This window comes from Agrococcus sp. BE272, assembly GCF_031457935.1.
Classification (GTDB): Bacteria; Actinomycetota; Actinomycetes; order Actinomycetales; family Microbacteriaceae; genus Agrococcus; species Agrococcus sediminis.
In genome coordinates this window covers 1-14582 of record NZ_JAVDXL010000001.1, presented here as the reverse complement: position 1 = coordinate 14582, position 14582 = coordinate 1, and the positions used below count along the sequence as shown (strand labels likewise).

The window sequence follows — 14582 nt, the reverse complement described above, 5'->3', positions numbered from 1 at the left end:
GCTCGATAGGATCGTCGGGTGCCAACCCCTGACGAGAACGCCGACCTCGGCGCGCGCGTCGACGCCGCGGTGGCCGCGGCGCTCGCCGCGATCGAGGCCGCGCAGACGACCGCCGACCTGCAGGCCGCGAAGGCCGCCCACAACGGGCAGGGCTCCGAGCTCGCCGGCCTCAACGCGAGCCTGCGCGACATCGCGCCACAGCAGCGCAAGGCCGCCGGCCAGACGATCGGCGCCGGTCGCGGCCGCGTCGCCGAGGCGATCGCCGCCCGCCAGCAGGAGCTCGCGGCGGCCGAGGAGGCGGCCCAGCTCGAGGCCGAGCGCGTCGACGTCACCGCGCTGCCGCGCATCCGCACCGCCGGTGGCCGCCACCCGCTGACGATGCTCATGGACGAGATGAGCGATGTCTTCGTCGGCATGGGCTGGGAGGTCGCGGAGGGCCCCGAGCTCGAGCACGAGTGGTACAACTTCGACGCGCTCAACGTCGACCCCGACCACCCCGCGCGCAGCGAGTCCGACACCTTCTACGTCGCGCCCGCAAACCGCCACATGGTGCTGCGCACCCAGACGAGCCCAGTGCAGGCGCGCTCGCTGCTCACGCGCGAGCTGCCGGTGTACATCGTCGCGCCCGGCCGCGTCTACCGCACCGACGACATCGACGCCACGCACCTGCCGGTCTTCACGCAGATGGAGGGCCTCGCCGTCGACAAGGGCATCACGATGGCCAACCTGCGCGGCACGCTCGAGCACCTCGCGCGCATCATGTTCGGCGACGAGGCGAGGATCCGCCTCCGCCCCAACTACTTCCCCTTCACCGAGCCGAGCGCCGAGATGGACGTCTGGCACCCCGGCATGCGCGGCGGCCCGCGCTGGGTCGAGTGGGGCGGCTGCGGCATGGTCAACCCCAACGTGCTGCGCGCGGCGGGCGTCGACCCGGAGGTCTACTCGGGCTTCGCGTTCGGCATGGGCGTCGAGCGCACCCTCCAGTTCCGGTACCAGCTCGACGACATGCGCGACATGATCGAGGGCGATGTGCGCTTCACCGAGCAGTTCGGGATGGTGATCTGATGCGGATCCCGCTGTCATGGCTGCGCGAGCACGTCGACGTGCCCGCCGACGACGCCGCCGACTGGCTGCACGCGACGCTCGTGCGCGTCGGCTTCGAGGAGGAGACGGTGCACGGCGGCGAGCTGCGCGGCCCGATCGTCGTCGGCCGCGTGCTCTCGTTCGTCGAAGAGCCCCAGAAGAACGGCAAGACCATCCGCTACGCGCAGGTCGACGTCGGCGAGGCGAACGGCGGCGTGCGCGGCATCGTCTGCGGCGCGCTCAACTTCGTCGAGGGCGACCGCGTCGTCGTGACGCTGCCTGGCGCGGCGCTCCCGGGCGGCTTCGAGATCGCCGCGCGCAAGACCTACGGCCACGTCTCCGACGGCATGATCGCGTCCGAGCGCGAGCTCGGCCTCGGCGACGACCACGACGGCATCATGCGCCTCGACCCGCTCGGCATCCCGGGCGAGGTCGGCGCGGATGCGCTGGCGCTGCTGGGCCTGGACGACCAGGCGGTCGAGATCAACGTGACGCCCGACCGCGGGTACGCGCTCTCCATCCGCGGCATCGCCCGCGAGGTGGCGTCCGCCACGGGGCAGGCGTTCGTCGACCCCGCAGACACCGCGCGCGCCGCGGTCGACGCGGGCCCCGCATCCGGCTTCCCGCTCGAGCTGCGCGACGACGCGCCCATCCGCGGCCGCGCCGGCTGCACCCGCTTCGTGGTGCGCGTGGTGCGCGGCATCGACCCGACCCGCGCGACGCCGTCGTGGATGGCCTCGCGGCTGCGGCTCGCGGGCATCCGCTCCATCTCGCTGCCGGTCGACATCACCAACTACGTGATGCTCGAGCTCGGGCAGCCGATCCACGGCTACGACCTCGCGAAGCTCCGCGGCGGCATCGTGGTGCGCCGCGCGCAGCCCGGGGAGCGGCTCACGACGCTCGACGACGTCGACCGCGCGCTCAGCCCCGAGGACCTCCTCATCACCGACGATCGCGGCGCGATCGGCCTCGCGGGCGTCATGGGCGGCGCCGAGACCGAGATCGACGCGACGACGACCGATGTCCTCATCGAGTCGGCAACCTTCGACGGCGTCACGATCGGGCGCTCGGCACGCCGGCACAAGCTGTTCTCCGAGGCGTCGAAGCGCTACGAGCGCGGCGTCGACCCGGCGGTGGCCGACGCGGCAGCCGCCCGCGTGGCCCAGCTGCTCGTCGACCTGGCGGGCGGCACGATCGACGCCCTCGGCGCCGACCAGGGCGAGGTGCCCGTGATGCGGCCGATCACGATCGGCGTCGGCTTCTGGAACGCGCTGCTCGGCACCGACTACCGCGTCGAGGAGGCGCGCGGCGCGCTCGAGCGCATCGGCGCTGTCGTCGTCGAGCAGGGCGCGGATGCGTGGACGGTCACGCCGCCCACGTGGCGCCGCGACCTCGTCGACCGCGAGGGCCTCGTCGAGGAGATCGCGCGCATCGTCGGCTTCGACCGCATCCCCTCCGTCCTGCCGGTCGCGCCGCCCGGGCGCGGCTACACGCGGCCGCAGCGCCTGCGGCGACGCGTCGCCGACGCGCTCGCCTCGGCCGGCCTGACCGAGGTGCTCGTGGCGCCCTTCGCCACCGAGCGCCAGGCGCGCATGACGGGCGCCGAGCCCGTGCGGCTCGAGAACCCGCTCGACGGCGAGCGCCCGTGGCTGCGCACCGCGCTGCTGCCGGGCATGCTCGACACAGCGCACCGCAACCTCGGCCGCGGCCTCACCGACCTCGCGCTGTTCGAGCTCGGCCGCGTGTTCGTCGCGGTCGACGGCCAGGGCACCGACGAGCTGCCGGCCGCCGACGCGCGCCCCGCCGACGACGTGCTCGCCGCGCTCGACGCGCTGCCCGCGCAGCCCGACCACGCGGCGGTGCTGCTGGTGGGCGAGCGGGTGCGCAAGCAGCCCGGCACTGCGCCGGCGCGCTACGGGATCGCCGACGCGATCGAGGCCGCGGAGCGCGTCGCGCGCACGCTCGGGCTCGAGCTCGACGTGCGCCAGGGGCAGCGGGAGTGGCTGCACCCGGGGCGCACCGCCGAGCTGCTCGTCGGCGCCGAGGTCGTCGGCGTGGCAGGCGAGCTGCTGCCGCAGGTGGCGGCCGACGCCGACCTCCCGCGGGTGGTGGCGGTCGCCGAGCTCGACCTCACCGCGATGATCGCCCGCGCCCGCGTCGGGCTCGACACCGCGCGCATCGCGCCGGTGCCGGCGGCCACACAGGACCTCTCGCTCGTGGTGCCCATCGGGGTGCCGGCGGGCGAGGTGCAGCGGGCGGTGCGCGACGGTGCAGGCACGCTCCTCGAGCACATCGCGCTCGTCGACGACTACCGCGGGCAGGGCCTCGGCGAGGGCGAGAAGTCGCTCACGTTCGCCCTCCGCTTCCGGGCGCCCGACCGCACGCTGACCGCGGCCGAGGCATCCGAGGCGAAGCTCGCGGGGCTGCGGGTCGCGACCGACCGGCACGGGGCGAGGCTGCGCGAGTAGCATCGCGGCCATGGTCGAGATCCTGGTCACCGGAGAGGCCGTCGAGCGAGCCGCCGCCGAGCGAGCGACCGTCACGGTGCAGTCGCGGTGGCAGGCGGATGCGCCGGAGGCGGCGATGACGCTCGTCGCGAAGGCGCACAGCCGGGTGAGCGCCGAGGCGCGCGCCTTCGCGGAGTCGGGGGCCGTCGACACCTGGCACGCCGACCGCGTGTGGGTCTCGCACCACCGCGAGTGGGTGGGGGAGGGCCAGCCGCAGCGGCTGGTCTTCACGGCTTCGGCCTCCGTCACCGCGACGTTCGTCGACGTCGAGGCGCTCGGCACCTGGATCGGCGAGCTGGGCGCCGAGCAGGTGCACGAGGTGGGCGGCATCGCCTGGTCGCTCGCCGAGGGCACCGAGCGCGAGCTCGCGAGCCGCGCCCGCTCGCGCGCGATCGCCGACGCGGTGGCGCGCGCGGCCGACTACGCCGAGGCCGCGGGCCTCGGCGCGCCGGTCGTGCGCAGCATCCGGGAGCCCGGGGCCGAGCCGCCCCGCCCGCTGCTCGCCAAGCGGCAGCGCGGCGTCGAGTCGATGGTGCTCGGCGCGGCCGACGCGGGCGGCGCGGTCGAGCTCGCGGCGGGCGACATCGAGGTGCAGGCGCTCGTCGAGGTGGGCTTCTCGGCGGAAGCCGCATCGCGCGGCGACTAGCCTGGAGGCATGAGCCTCTCCGTCGCCGTCGCAGGGGCGAGCGGGTACGCAGGGGGAGAGCTGCTGCGGCTGCTCGCCCACCACCCCGAGCTGGAGGTGCGCACCGTCACCGCGCACGCCAACGCCGGGCAGCCCCTCGTCTCCGTGCACCCCAACCTCCGCTCCTTCGCCTCGCTGACCTTCCAGGAGACGACCGCCGAGGTGCTCGCCGGCCACGACGTCGTCTTCCTCGCGCTGCCGCACGGGCACTCGGGCGGCATCGCAGCGCAGCTGCCCGAGTCGACGCTCGTCGTCGACGCCGGTGCCGACCACCGGCTCGAGCGCGCCGACGACTGGCAGGCGTTCTACGGCACCGAGCACGCGGGCACCTGGCCCTACGGGATGCCCGAGCTGATCCTCGCCGACGGCGGCCGCCAGCGCCGCGAGCTGCGCGCCGCGCGCCGCATCGCGGTGCCCGGCTGCAACGCGACCGCGGTCACGCTCGCCGCCGCCCCCGGCATCGCCGCGGGCCTCATCGACGCGACCGCGCTCACCTCCGTGCTGGCCGTGGGCTCCTCGGGCGCCGGCCGCGCCCCGAAGACGCAGCTGCTCGCGGCCGAGCTCACCGGCAGCGCCACGCCGTACGGCGTCGGCGGCAGCCACCGGCACCTGCCCGAGATCGCGCAGAACCTGCGCGCGGTCGGCGCGGCCGAGGTGCGCCACTCCTTCACGCCGGTGCTCGTGCCCATGACCCGCGGCATCCTCGCGACCGTCACCGCGCCGCTCATCGGCGAGGCGACGCCCGAGCAGGTGCGCAGCGCCTGGCTCACCGCCTACGGCGACGAGCGGTTCATCCACGTGCTGCCGACGGGCGAGTACCCGCGCACGGCCGACGTGCTCGGCTCCAACTCGGTGCACATCGGCGTCGGCCTCGACGAGGCGGCGGGCCGCGTCGTCATGATCGCCGCGATCGACAACCTCGGCAAGGGCACGGCGGGCGCGGCCGTGCAGTCGGCGAACATCGCGCTCGGCTTCGACGAGCAGCTCGGCCTCCCCGTCGACGGGGTCGCCCCGTGAGCGTGACGGCGGCGGCCGGCTTCCGCGCGGCCGGCGTCGCCGCAGGCGTCAAGGCGTCCGGCGGGCTCGACGTCGCGATGGTCGTGAACGACGGCCCGCTCTCGGCCGCGGCGGGCGTCTTCACGTCCAACCGCGCGAAGGCCAACCCGGTGCTGTGGAGCGAGCAGGCGCTCGCGGGCGGCAGCGCCCGCGCGGTCGTGCTCAACTCCGGCGGCGCCAACTGCTTCACCGGCGCATTCGGCTTCCAGACGACCCACCAGACCGCCGAGCGCGCCGCCGAGCGCCTCGGCATCGGCGCGATCGACGTGCAGGTGTGCTCGACCGGCCTCATCGGCGTCGGCGACGAGTCGTTCCGCGCGGCCGTGCTGCGCGGCGTCGACCTGGCGGCGGATGCGCTGGCCGGCGCGGGCGGGGACGCCGCGGCCGGGCTGACCGCCGCCCAGGCCATCATGACCACCGACTCGGTGCCGAAGCAGGCGGTCGCGCGCGGCGACGGCTTCACCGTCGGCGGCATGGCGAAGGGCGCGGGCATGCTCGCGCCGGGCCTCGCCACGATGCTCGTCGTGCTGACGACCGACGCCGCGTGCACCGCCGACGTGCTCGACCGGGCGCTGCGCGCCGCGACCCGCGTCACCTTCGACCGGCTCGACTCCGACGGCTGCATGTCGACGAACGACACCGTGCTGCTGCTCGCGAGCGGCGCCTCGGGCGTCGAGCCCGACGAGGCCGCCCTGGCGGCGGCGGTCGCCGCGGTCTGCGACGACCTCGCCCGGCAGCTGCAGGAGGACGCCGAGGGCGCGAGCCACGACATCGCGATCGAGGTGCGGCATGCCGCGACCGAGGACGAGGCGGTCGTCGTCGCGCGCTCGGTCGCGCGCTCCAACCTCTTCAAGGCGGCGATCTTCGGCAACGACCCGAACTGGGGCCGCGTGCTCGCGGCGATCGGCACGACGGATGCGTCCTTCGACCCGTACGCGGTCGACGTCCACTTCAACGGGGTGCGCGTCTGCCACGCCGGCGAGCCCGACCGCCCGCGCGACGAGGTCGACCTGACGCCGCGGGCGACGGCGATCGTGATCGACCTGTTCGCGGGCGAGGCGACCGCGACCATCCGCACCAACGACCTCACCCACGAGTACGTGCACGAGAACTCCGCATATGCCAGCTAGGGACGCGGCGCTGCTGGCGCAGAAGGCCGAGACGCTCATCGAGTCGCTGCCGTGGCTCGAGCGCTACCGCGGCGCGACGATGGTCGTGAAGTACGGCGGCAACGCGATGGTCTCGGCCGAGCTGCAGCGCGCCTTCGCCGAGGACATGGTGTACTTGCGCCACGTCGGCATCCGACCGGTCGTCGTGCACGGCGGCGGGCCGCAGATCAGCGAGGCGCTGCGCATCCACGGCATCGAGAGCGAGTTCCGCGGCGGCTACCGCGTCACGAGCCCCGCGGCGATGGACGTGGTGCGGATGGTGCTCACCGGTCAGGTGGCGCGCACGCTCGTGTCGCTCATCAACGCGCACGGCCCGCTCGCCGCGAGCATGTCCGGCGAGGACGCGGGGCTCTTCACGGGCCGGCGTCGCGGGACGGTCGTCGACGGCGAGGAGGTCGACCTCGGCCAGGTCGGCGACGTCGTCGCGGTCGACCCGGCGCCCGTCCAGCGGCTCGTCGAGGCGGGCCTCATCCCGGTGGTGTCGTCGATCGCGCCCGACGGCGACCGCCCGGGGGAGTCGCTCAACGTGAACGCCGACGCCGCCGCGGCGGCGCTCGCGGCTGCGCTCGGCGCGCAGAAGCTCGTCATCCTCACCGACGTCGAGGGCCTCTACCGCGACTGGCCCGACCGCGGCTCCCTCATCAGCGAGCTCACCGACCGCGAGCTCGAGGCGCTGCTGCCGTCGCTCGAGTCGGGCATGATCCCCAAGATGCAGGCGTGCCTCCACGCGGTGCGGGGCGGCGTGCCGAAGGCCGCCATCATCGACGGCCGCGCGCCCCACTCCATCCTCACCGAGATCTTCACGAGCGCCGGCTCGGGCACCGAGGTCGTGCCCGCCGACGCGCCGACCCAGGGCAAGGAGCCTGCATGACCCGCCACTTCCTCCGCGACGACGACCTGAGCCCGGCCGAGCAGCGCGAGGTGCTCGAGCGCGCGACGCGCATGAAGGCCGACCGCTTCGCGGAGCGGCCGCTCGAGGGCCCTCGTTCGGTGGCGGTCATCTTCGACAAGTCGTCGACCCGCACCCGCGTCTCGTTCCACGTCGGCATCTCGGACCTCGGCGGGTCGCCGCTCATCATCTCGACCGCGTCGAGCCAGCTCGGCGGCAAGGAGACCGCGGCCGACACCGCGCGCGTGCTCGAGCGCCAGGTGGCCGCGATCGTGTGGCGCACCTACGCGCAGGCGGGGCTCGAGGAGATGGCCGAGGGCACGACGGTGCCGGTCGTCAACGCGCTCTCCGACGACTTCCACCCCTGCCAGCTGCTCGCCGACCTGCTCACGATCCGCGAGCACAAGGGCGAGCTCGCCGGGCTCACCGTCGCGTTCGTCGGCGACGGGCGCTCGAACATGGCGCAGTCGTACCTCCTGGCGTGCGCGACCGCCGGCATGCACGTGCGCGTCGGCGCGCCGGCCGAGTACGCGCCGGACGCGCGGGTCGTCGCCGACGCGCAGCGCATCGCGAGCGGCACCGGCGGCAGCGCGTCGCTCACGACCAGCGCGTCCGAGGCGGTCGCGGGCGCCGACGTCGTCGTCACCGATACCTGGGTGTCGATGGGCAAGGAGGACGAGAAGGCCGAGCGGGTCGCGACCTTCGGCGGATTCAAGGTCGACGCGGCGCTCATGGCGCAGGCGAAGCCCGACGCGGTCTTCATGCACTGCCTGCCCGCCGACCGCGGCTTCGAGGTGACCGCCGACGTCATCGACGGACCGCAGTCGATCATCTGGGACGAGGCGGAGAACCGCCTGCACGCGCAGAAGGCGCTGCTGGCCTGGCTGCTCGAGCGGAGCGCGGCATGAGCGACCAGCACGGCACGAACGAGGGCTCCCTCTGGGGCGGCAGGTTCGCCGCGGGGCCGAGCCCCGAGATGGCACGGCTGTCGAAGTCGACGCAGTTCGACTGGCGGCTCGCGCAGCTCGACATCCGCGGCTCCAAGGCCCACGCGACCGCGCTGCACGCGGCCGGCCTGCTCTCGGACGACGAGCTGGCCGGCATGCGCGCCGCCCTCGACGAGCTCGCCGAGCGCGTGCGCACGGGGGCGTTCGTCGCCGCCGAGTCCGACGAGGACGTGCACGGCGCGCTCGAGCGCGGCCTCATCGAGGTGGCGGGCGCAGAGCTCGGCGGGCGGCTGCGCGCCGGCCGCTCCCGCAACGACCAGATCGCGACGCTCGTGCGGGTGTGGATGCTCGAGGAGAGCGTCGAGGTCGAGCGCGGCATCCGCGCGGTGATCGAGGCCCTGCGCCTGCAGGCCGACGCGCATCCGCACGCACCGATGCCCGGGCGCACGCACCTGCAGCACGCGCAGCCGGTGCTGCTCGCGCACCACCTGCTCGCGCACGCGTGGCCGCTCGTGCGCGACCTCGAGCGGCTCGCCGACTGGCGCGAGCGGGCGAGCGAGTCGCCCTACGGCTCGGGCGCGCTCGCCGGATCGACCCTCGGGCTCGACCCCGCGCTCGTGGCGCACGAGCTGGGGCTCGCGGCCCCGAGCCCGAACTCCATCGACGCGACCGCGGCGCGCGACGTCGTCGCCGAGCTCACCTTCGTGCTCACGATGACGGCGATCGACCTCTCGCGGCTCGCCGAGGAGGTCATCTTCTGGACCACGCGCGACGTCGGCTTCGCGCGCCTCCACGACGGCTTCTCGACGGGGTCGTCGATCATGCCGCAGAAGAAGAACCCCGACATCGCCGAGCTCGCCCGCGGCAAGGCCGGCCGGCTCATCGGCGACCACGCGGGCCTGCTCGCGACGCTCAAGGCGCTGCCGCTGGCCTACAACCGCGACCTGCAGGAGGACAAGGAGCCGGTCTTCGACGCGGTCGACCAGCTGCAGGTGCTGCTGCCGGCCTTCGCCGGCATGGTCGCGACCCTCGCGTTCGACGAGGAGCGGATGCGCGCGGGCGCGGCTGCGGGATACGCGCTCGCGACCGACGTGGCCGAGTGGCTCGTGCGGCGCCGCGTGCCGTTCCGGGAGGCGCACGAGATCGCGGGCAGCCTCGTGCGGCTGTGCGAGGAGCGCGGGATCGAGCTCGACGAGGCGACCGACGACGACTACCGCTCGGTGTCCGAGCACCTGCTGCCCGAGGTGCGCGAGGTGCTCACCGTCGACGGGGCGATCGCCGCGCGCGACGGCGTCGGCGGCACGGCGCGGTCGGCCGTCGACGTGCAGCTCGCCACGCTCGACGCGCGCCTCGCGCGCCTCGCGCGCCTCGCCGAGCGCTGACGTTCGATAGGTTCGACGGGTGACCGAACTCGCTCCCATCCAGCTCGACCCGGCGTTCCCGAATGTCTGGGACGAGCTGCAGTACCGCGGCAGCGTGCACGTGTCGACCGACCCGGAGGCGCTGCGGTTCCTCCTCGGCGGCGCGCCGATCACCTTCTACTGCGGCTTCGACCCGACCGCGCCGAGCCTGCACCTCGGCAACCTGGCGCAGCTCATCATCATGCGCCGCCTGCAGCTGGCCGGCCACCGGCCGCTCGCGCTGGTCGGAGGCTCGACGGGCCTCATCGGCGACCCGAAGCCGACCGCCGAGCGGCAGCTCAACGACCGCGAGACGGTCGCCGAGTGGGTCACCTACCTCGGCGAGCAGATGCTGCGGTTCCTCTCCGCCGAGGGCGACAACCCGGTCGAGCTCGTGAACAACCTCGACTGGACGGCGCCGATGTCGACCGTCGACTTCCTGCGCGAGATCGGCAAGCACTTCCGTGTCGGCACCATGCTGCGCAAGGACGCCGTCGCATCGCGGATGGAGTCCGAGGAGGGCATCTCCTACGCCGAGTTCAGCTACCAGGTGCTGCAGGGGCTCGACTTCCGCGAGCTCTTCCTCCGCTACGGCTGCATCATGCAGCTCGGCGGGAGCGATCAGTGGGGCAACCTCACCGCCGGCACCGAGCTGATCCGCAAGGCGGAGGGCGTGCACGCCCACGCGCTGGGCTCTCCGCTCGTCACCGACGCCGATGGGAAGAAGTTCGGCAAGAGCGAGGGCAACGCGGTCTGGCTCGACCCGCAGCTGACCACCCCGTACGCGATGTACCAGTTCTGGCTCAACCAGGACGACGCGATCGTGGTGCAGCTGCTCAAGACGTTCACGTTCCTGCCCTCGTCGCGCATCGAGGAGCTCGCGCAGGCGACGGCGGATGCGCCGTTCCGGCGCGAGGCGCAGAAGGAGCTCGCGCTCCAGGCGACGTCGTTCATCCATGGGGAGCCCGCGACGCAGCAGGCCATCGCCGCATCCCACGCGCTGTTCGGCGCCGGCGACCTCCAGGCGCTGGGGGAGGACACGCTCGCCGCAGCTGTCGCCTCGCTCGACAAGCAGGCGACCGCGACACCGGACGCCCCGGTGCTGCAGCTGCTGCAGGAGACCGGGCTCGTCGACTCGCTCTCGGATGCCCGGCGCGCGATCGCCCAGGGCGGCGTCTCCGTGAACAACCAGCGCATCGACGACCCGGCCGCCACGCTCGAGGGCCGGCTCCTGCACGGCCGGTACGCCGTGCTGCGGCGCGGCAAGAAGACGCTCGCGGGCGTCGATGCAGGGCTCGACGCGGCGCGAGCCTGACCACCCGGGCGCGCGCCCTGCTCCCCGGATCTCCGGGCGAGGAGCGAGACACGCCCGGGATGCGCGGGGTTTGGGATGCGGGCCCGGTTGCCGTGTAACGTGATCCCTCGTCACCCCATAGACGCCGGGCCGAGAGGCTGGCGGATCAAGAGGGACCAACACCTCCTCGTCTTCGGGTTCGTGCGCACGTTGTGCGCTGGCTCGTGGGGCGAGTATCGTGACTACTCCACTTCGATGATGAGTGTGCGGATGGCGCGCGGGCAGCTGAGGCTGCTGGCGGGCCGGCTTGAACAGGCGTTCCGGATCGTGTAACCTAGCGAGGTTGCCATGAGCCGGATCTGAAGGTCTGGTGTGAGCTGCGCTCCGCACGGTGTGTCGATTTGACACTCGTCGAGAAGTGGTTACGATTGAGAAGTTGCCTCGGCGCAGACCCGGAAGGGAATGCACGAGAGCGTCTGATCCTTGAGAACTCAACAGCGTGCACAATGTCAAATGCCAAATATTAACTCGTCGTGCCTGAGGGCACAACGAATTCCTTTGGATGAGACAGATTGTCAGTAGACAGTCTATTTTGTCAGTTTCAAACTCGCTGCCGACCGGTTTTCCCCGGCCGGCATGCAACATTTCTTTACGGAGAGTTTGATCCTGGCTCAGGACGAACGCTGGCGGCGTGCTTAACACATGCAAGTCGAACGATGAAGGAGGAGCTTGCTCCTCTGGATTAGTGGCGAACGGGTGAGTAATACGTGAGCAATGTGCCCTTGACTCTGGGATAAGCGCTGGAAACGGCGTCTAATACCGGATACGACCCTCGGAGGCATCTCCTGATGGTGGAAAGAACTTCGGTCAAGGATCAGCTCACGGCCTATCAGCTAGTTGGTGAGGTAACGGCTCACCAAGGCGACGACGGGTAGCCGGCCTGAGAGGGTGACCGGCCACACTGGGACTGAGACACGGCCCAGACTCCTACGGGAGGCAGCAGTGGGGAATATTGCACAATGGGCGCAAGCCTGATGCAGCAACGCCGCGTGAGGGACGAAGGCCTTCGGGTTGTAAACCTCTTTTAGCAGGGAAGAAGCGAAAGTGACGGTACCTGCAGAAAAAGCACCGGCTAACTACGTGCCAGCAGCCGCGGTAATACGTAGGGTGCAAGCGTTGTCCGGAATTATTGGGCGTAAAGAGCTCGTAGGCGGTTTGTCGCGTCTGCTGTGAAAACCCGAGGCTCAACCTCGGGCTTGCAGTGGGTACGGGCAGACTAGAGTGCGGTAGGGGAGATTGGAATTCCTGGTGTAGCGGTGGAATGCGCAGATATCAGGAGGAACACCGATGGCGAAGGCAGATCTCTGGGCCGTAACTGACGCTGAGGAGCGAAAGCATGGGGAGCAAACAGGCTTAGATACCCTGGTAGTCCATGCCGTAAACGTTGGGAACTAGATGTGGGGACCATTCCACGGTCTCCGTGTCGTAGCTAACGCATTAAGTTCCCCGCCTGGGGAGTACGGCCGCAAGGCTAAAACTCAAAGGAATTGACGGGGGCCCGCACAAGCGGCGGAGCATGCGGATTAATTCGATGCAACGCGAAGAACCTTACCAAGGCTTGACATATACCGGAAACGGCCAGAGATGGTCGCCCCGCAAGGTCGGTATACAGGTGGTGCATGGTTGTCGTCAGCTCGTGTCGTGAGATGTTGGGTTAAGTCCCGCAACGAGCGCAACCCTCGTCCTATGTTGCCAGCACGTAATGGTGGGAACTCATGGGATACTGCCGGGGTCAACTCGGAGGAAGGTGGGGATGAGGTCAAATCATCATGCCCCTTATGTCTTGGGCTTCACGCATGCTACAATGGCCGGTACAATGGGCTGCGATACCGCAAGGTGGAGCGAATCCCAAAAAGCCGGTCTCAGTTCGGATTGAGGTCTGCAACTCGACCTCATGAAGTCGGAGTCGCTAGTAATCGCAGATCAGCAACGCTGCGGTGAATACGTTCCCGGGCCTTGTACACACCGCCCGTCAAGTCATGAAAGTCGGTAACACCCGAAGCCAGTGGCCTAACCTTTTGGAGGGAGCTGTCGAAGGTGGGATCGGTGATTAGGACTAAGTCGTAACAAGGTAGCCGTACCGGAAGGTGCGGCTGGATCACCTCCTTTCTAAGGAGCATCTCGCCGGCTCAGCCGGCGCAGAGCCACTACGGTCGCACACGTCGACCGGTGGTCAGCTCAAGGGTGGAACATTGACATTGGTGCTCGAGGGATCGGGTCCAGCTCAGTACGACTGCTTGCAGTCAGGAACGGCGGGACGCGGGAGATCGAGCACATGCACGCTGTTGGGTCCTGAGGGACCAGACGGCGCCTTTTGGCGTCTTCGGAACCTCGGACCGGCCGGTCGCAGCGCAGGGCGCTGGGGCTGACGGTACCGACCGTAAGTTGAGAACTACACAGTGGACGCGAGCATCTTAGATTCGAGCTTCGGCTCGAGTCTTGATGATCTTTATAGATCATTGGTCGCCATCGCCTCGGCGGTGGTGTCCTAACCAAAATACTCATGTATGTGGTCAAGTTTCTAAGAGCAAACGGTGGATGCCTTGGCATCTGGAGCCGATGAAGGACGTAGTAATCTGCGATAAGCCTCGGGGAGCTGATAAACGAGCTTTGATCCGAGGATCTCCGAATGGGGAAACCCCGCTGGGCGGCGTGCCGACCCAGTGACTCCCGCCTGAATATATAGGGCGGGTAGAGGGAACGTGGGGAAGTGAAACATCTCAGTACCCACAGGAAGAGAAAACAACAGTGATTCCGTAAGTAGTGGCGAGCGAACGCGGAAGAGGCTAAACCGATCGTGTGTGATAGCCGGCAGGCGTTGCACGATCGGGGTTGTGGGACATCTCAGCTGCTCTGCCGAGCAGCAAGCGTTACAGACCGCGGTAGGCGAAGAGCTTGGAAAGGCTCATCGAAGAGGGTGACAATCCCGTAGCCGAAACCGCGCAATGGCGCGAGGTCCATCCCAAGTAGCACGGGGCCCGAGAAATCCCGTGTGAATCAGCCAGGACCACCTGGTAAGCCTAAATACTCCCAGATGACCGATAGCGGACAAGTACCGTGAGGGAAAGGTGAAAAGTACCCCGGGAGGGGAGTGAAATAGTACCTGAAACCGTTTGCTTACAAACCGTTGGAGCAGCCCTAGCAGCTGTGACAGCGTGCCTTTTGAAGAATGAGCCTGCGAGTTAGCGATATGTGGCGAGGTTAACCCGTGTGGGGTAGCCGTAGCGAAAGCGAGTCTGAATAGGGCGATTCAGTCGCATGTCCTAGACCCGAAGCGAAGTGATCTATCCATGGCCAGGTTGAAGCGAGGGTAAGACCTCGTGGAGGACCGAACCCACTTAGGTTGAAAACTGAGGGGATGAGCTGTGGATAGGGGTGAAAGGCCAATCAAACTTCGTGATAGCTGGTTCTCTCCGAAATGCATTTAGGTGCAGCGTTGCGTGTTTCTTGCCGGAGGTAGAGCTACTGGATGGCCGATGGGCCCCAAAAGGT

At 70.0% G+C, this 14582-nt stretch carries 9 protein-coding genes and 2 rRNA genes; all 11 read left to right on the top strand.

Annotation, left to right across the window (positions count from 1 at the left end; genetic code table 11):
- The first annotated feature begins 18 nt into the window (after positions 1–18).
- Complete coding sequence (pheS, locus tag J2X49_RS00055; protein WP_310121011.1) at positions 19–1065, top strand: phenylalanine--tRNA ligase subunit alpha; 1047 nt, start codon at positions 19–21, stop codon at positions 1063–1065.
- A complete protein-coding gene (gene pheT / locus J2X49_RS00050; protein WP_310121008.1) occupies positions 1065–3551 on the top strand; it encodes a phenylalanine--tRNA ligase subunit beta in 2487 nt (828 codons plus the stop codon). Before pheS ends, pheT begins: the two co-directional genes overlap by 1 nt.
- Positions 3552–3561: 10 nt before the next feature.
- Positions 3562–4236: an SIMPL domain-containing protein gene (locus J2X49_RS00045; RefSeq protein ID WP_310121005.1), complete on the top strand. Its 675-nt coding sequence runs from the start codon at positions 3562–3564 to the stop codon at positions 4234–4236.
- Between the two features lie 9 nt (positions 4237–4245).
- Positions 4246–5292, top strand: coding sequence for an N-acetyl-gamma-glutamyl-phosphate reductase (gene argC, locus J2X49_RS00040; protein ID WP_310121003.1), 1047 nt, complete (start codon positions 4246–4248; stop codon positions 5290–5292).
- Positions 5289–6461: a bifunctional glutamate N-acetyltransferase/amino-acid acetyltransferase ArgJ gene (gene argJ, locus J2X49_RS00035; protein ID WP_310121002.1), complete on the top strand. Its 1173-nt coding sequence runs from the start codon at positions 5289–5291 to the stop codon at positions 6459–6461. The genes argC and argJ overlap by 4 nt, the downstream gene beginning before the upstream one ends.
- Positions 6451–7371: an acetylglutamate kinase gene (gene argB / locus J2X49_RS00030; protein WP_310120999.1), complete on the top strand. Its 921-nt coding sequence runs from the start codon at positions 6451–6453 to the stop codon at positions 7369–7371. The genes argJ and argB overlap by 11 nt, the downstream gene beginning before the upstream one ends.
- Positions 7368–8297 carry an ornithine carbamoyltransferase gene (argF, locus tag J2X49_RS00025; RefSeq protein ID WP_128189982.1) on the top strand — a complete coding sequence of 310 codons (930 nt, stop codon included), beginning with the start codon at positions 7368–7370 and terminating at the stop codon, positions 8295–8297. The genes argB and argF overlap by 4 nt, the downstream gene beginning before the upstream one ends.
- Positions 8294–9718: an argininosuccinate lyase gene (argH, locus tag J2X49_RS00020; RefSeq protein WP_310120996.1), complete on the top strand. Its 1425-nt coding sequence runs from the start codon at positions 8294–8296 to the stop codon at positions 9716–9718. The genes argF and argH overlap by 4 nt, the downstream gene beginning before the upstream one ends.
- Positions 9719–9737: 19 nt before the next feature.
- Positions 9738–11051, top strand: a complete 1314-nt coding sequence (gene tyrS, locus J2X49_RS00015; protein WP_146354264.1) for a tyrosine--tRNA ligase — start codon at positions 9738–9740, stop codon at positions 11049–11051.
- A gap of 627 nt (positions 11052–11678) precedes the next feature.
- Positions 11679–13199: ribosomal RNA gene (locus tag J2X49_RS00010) — 16S ribosomal RNA — on the top strand.
- 402 nt (positions 13200–13601) lie between these two features.
- Positions 13602–14582, top strand: a 23S ribosomal RNA gene (locus tag J2X49_RS00005); the annotation flags it as partial.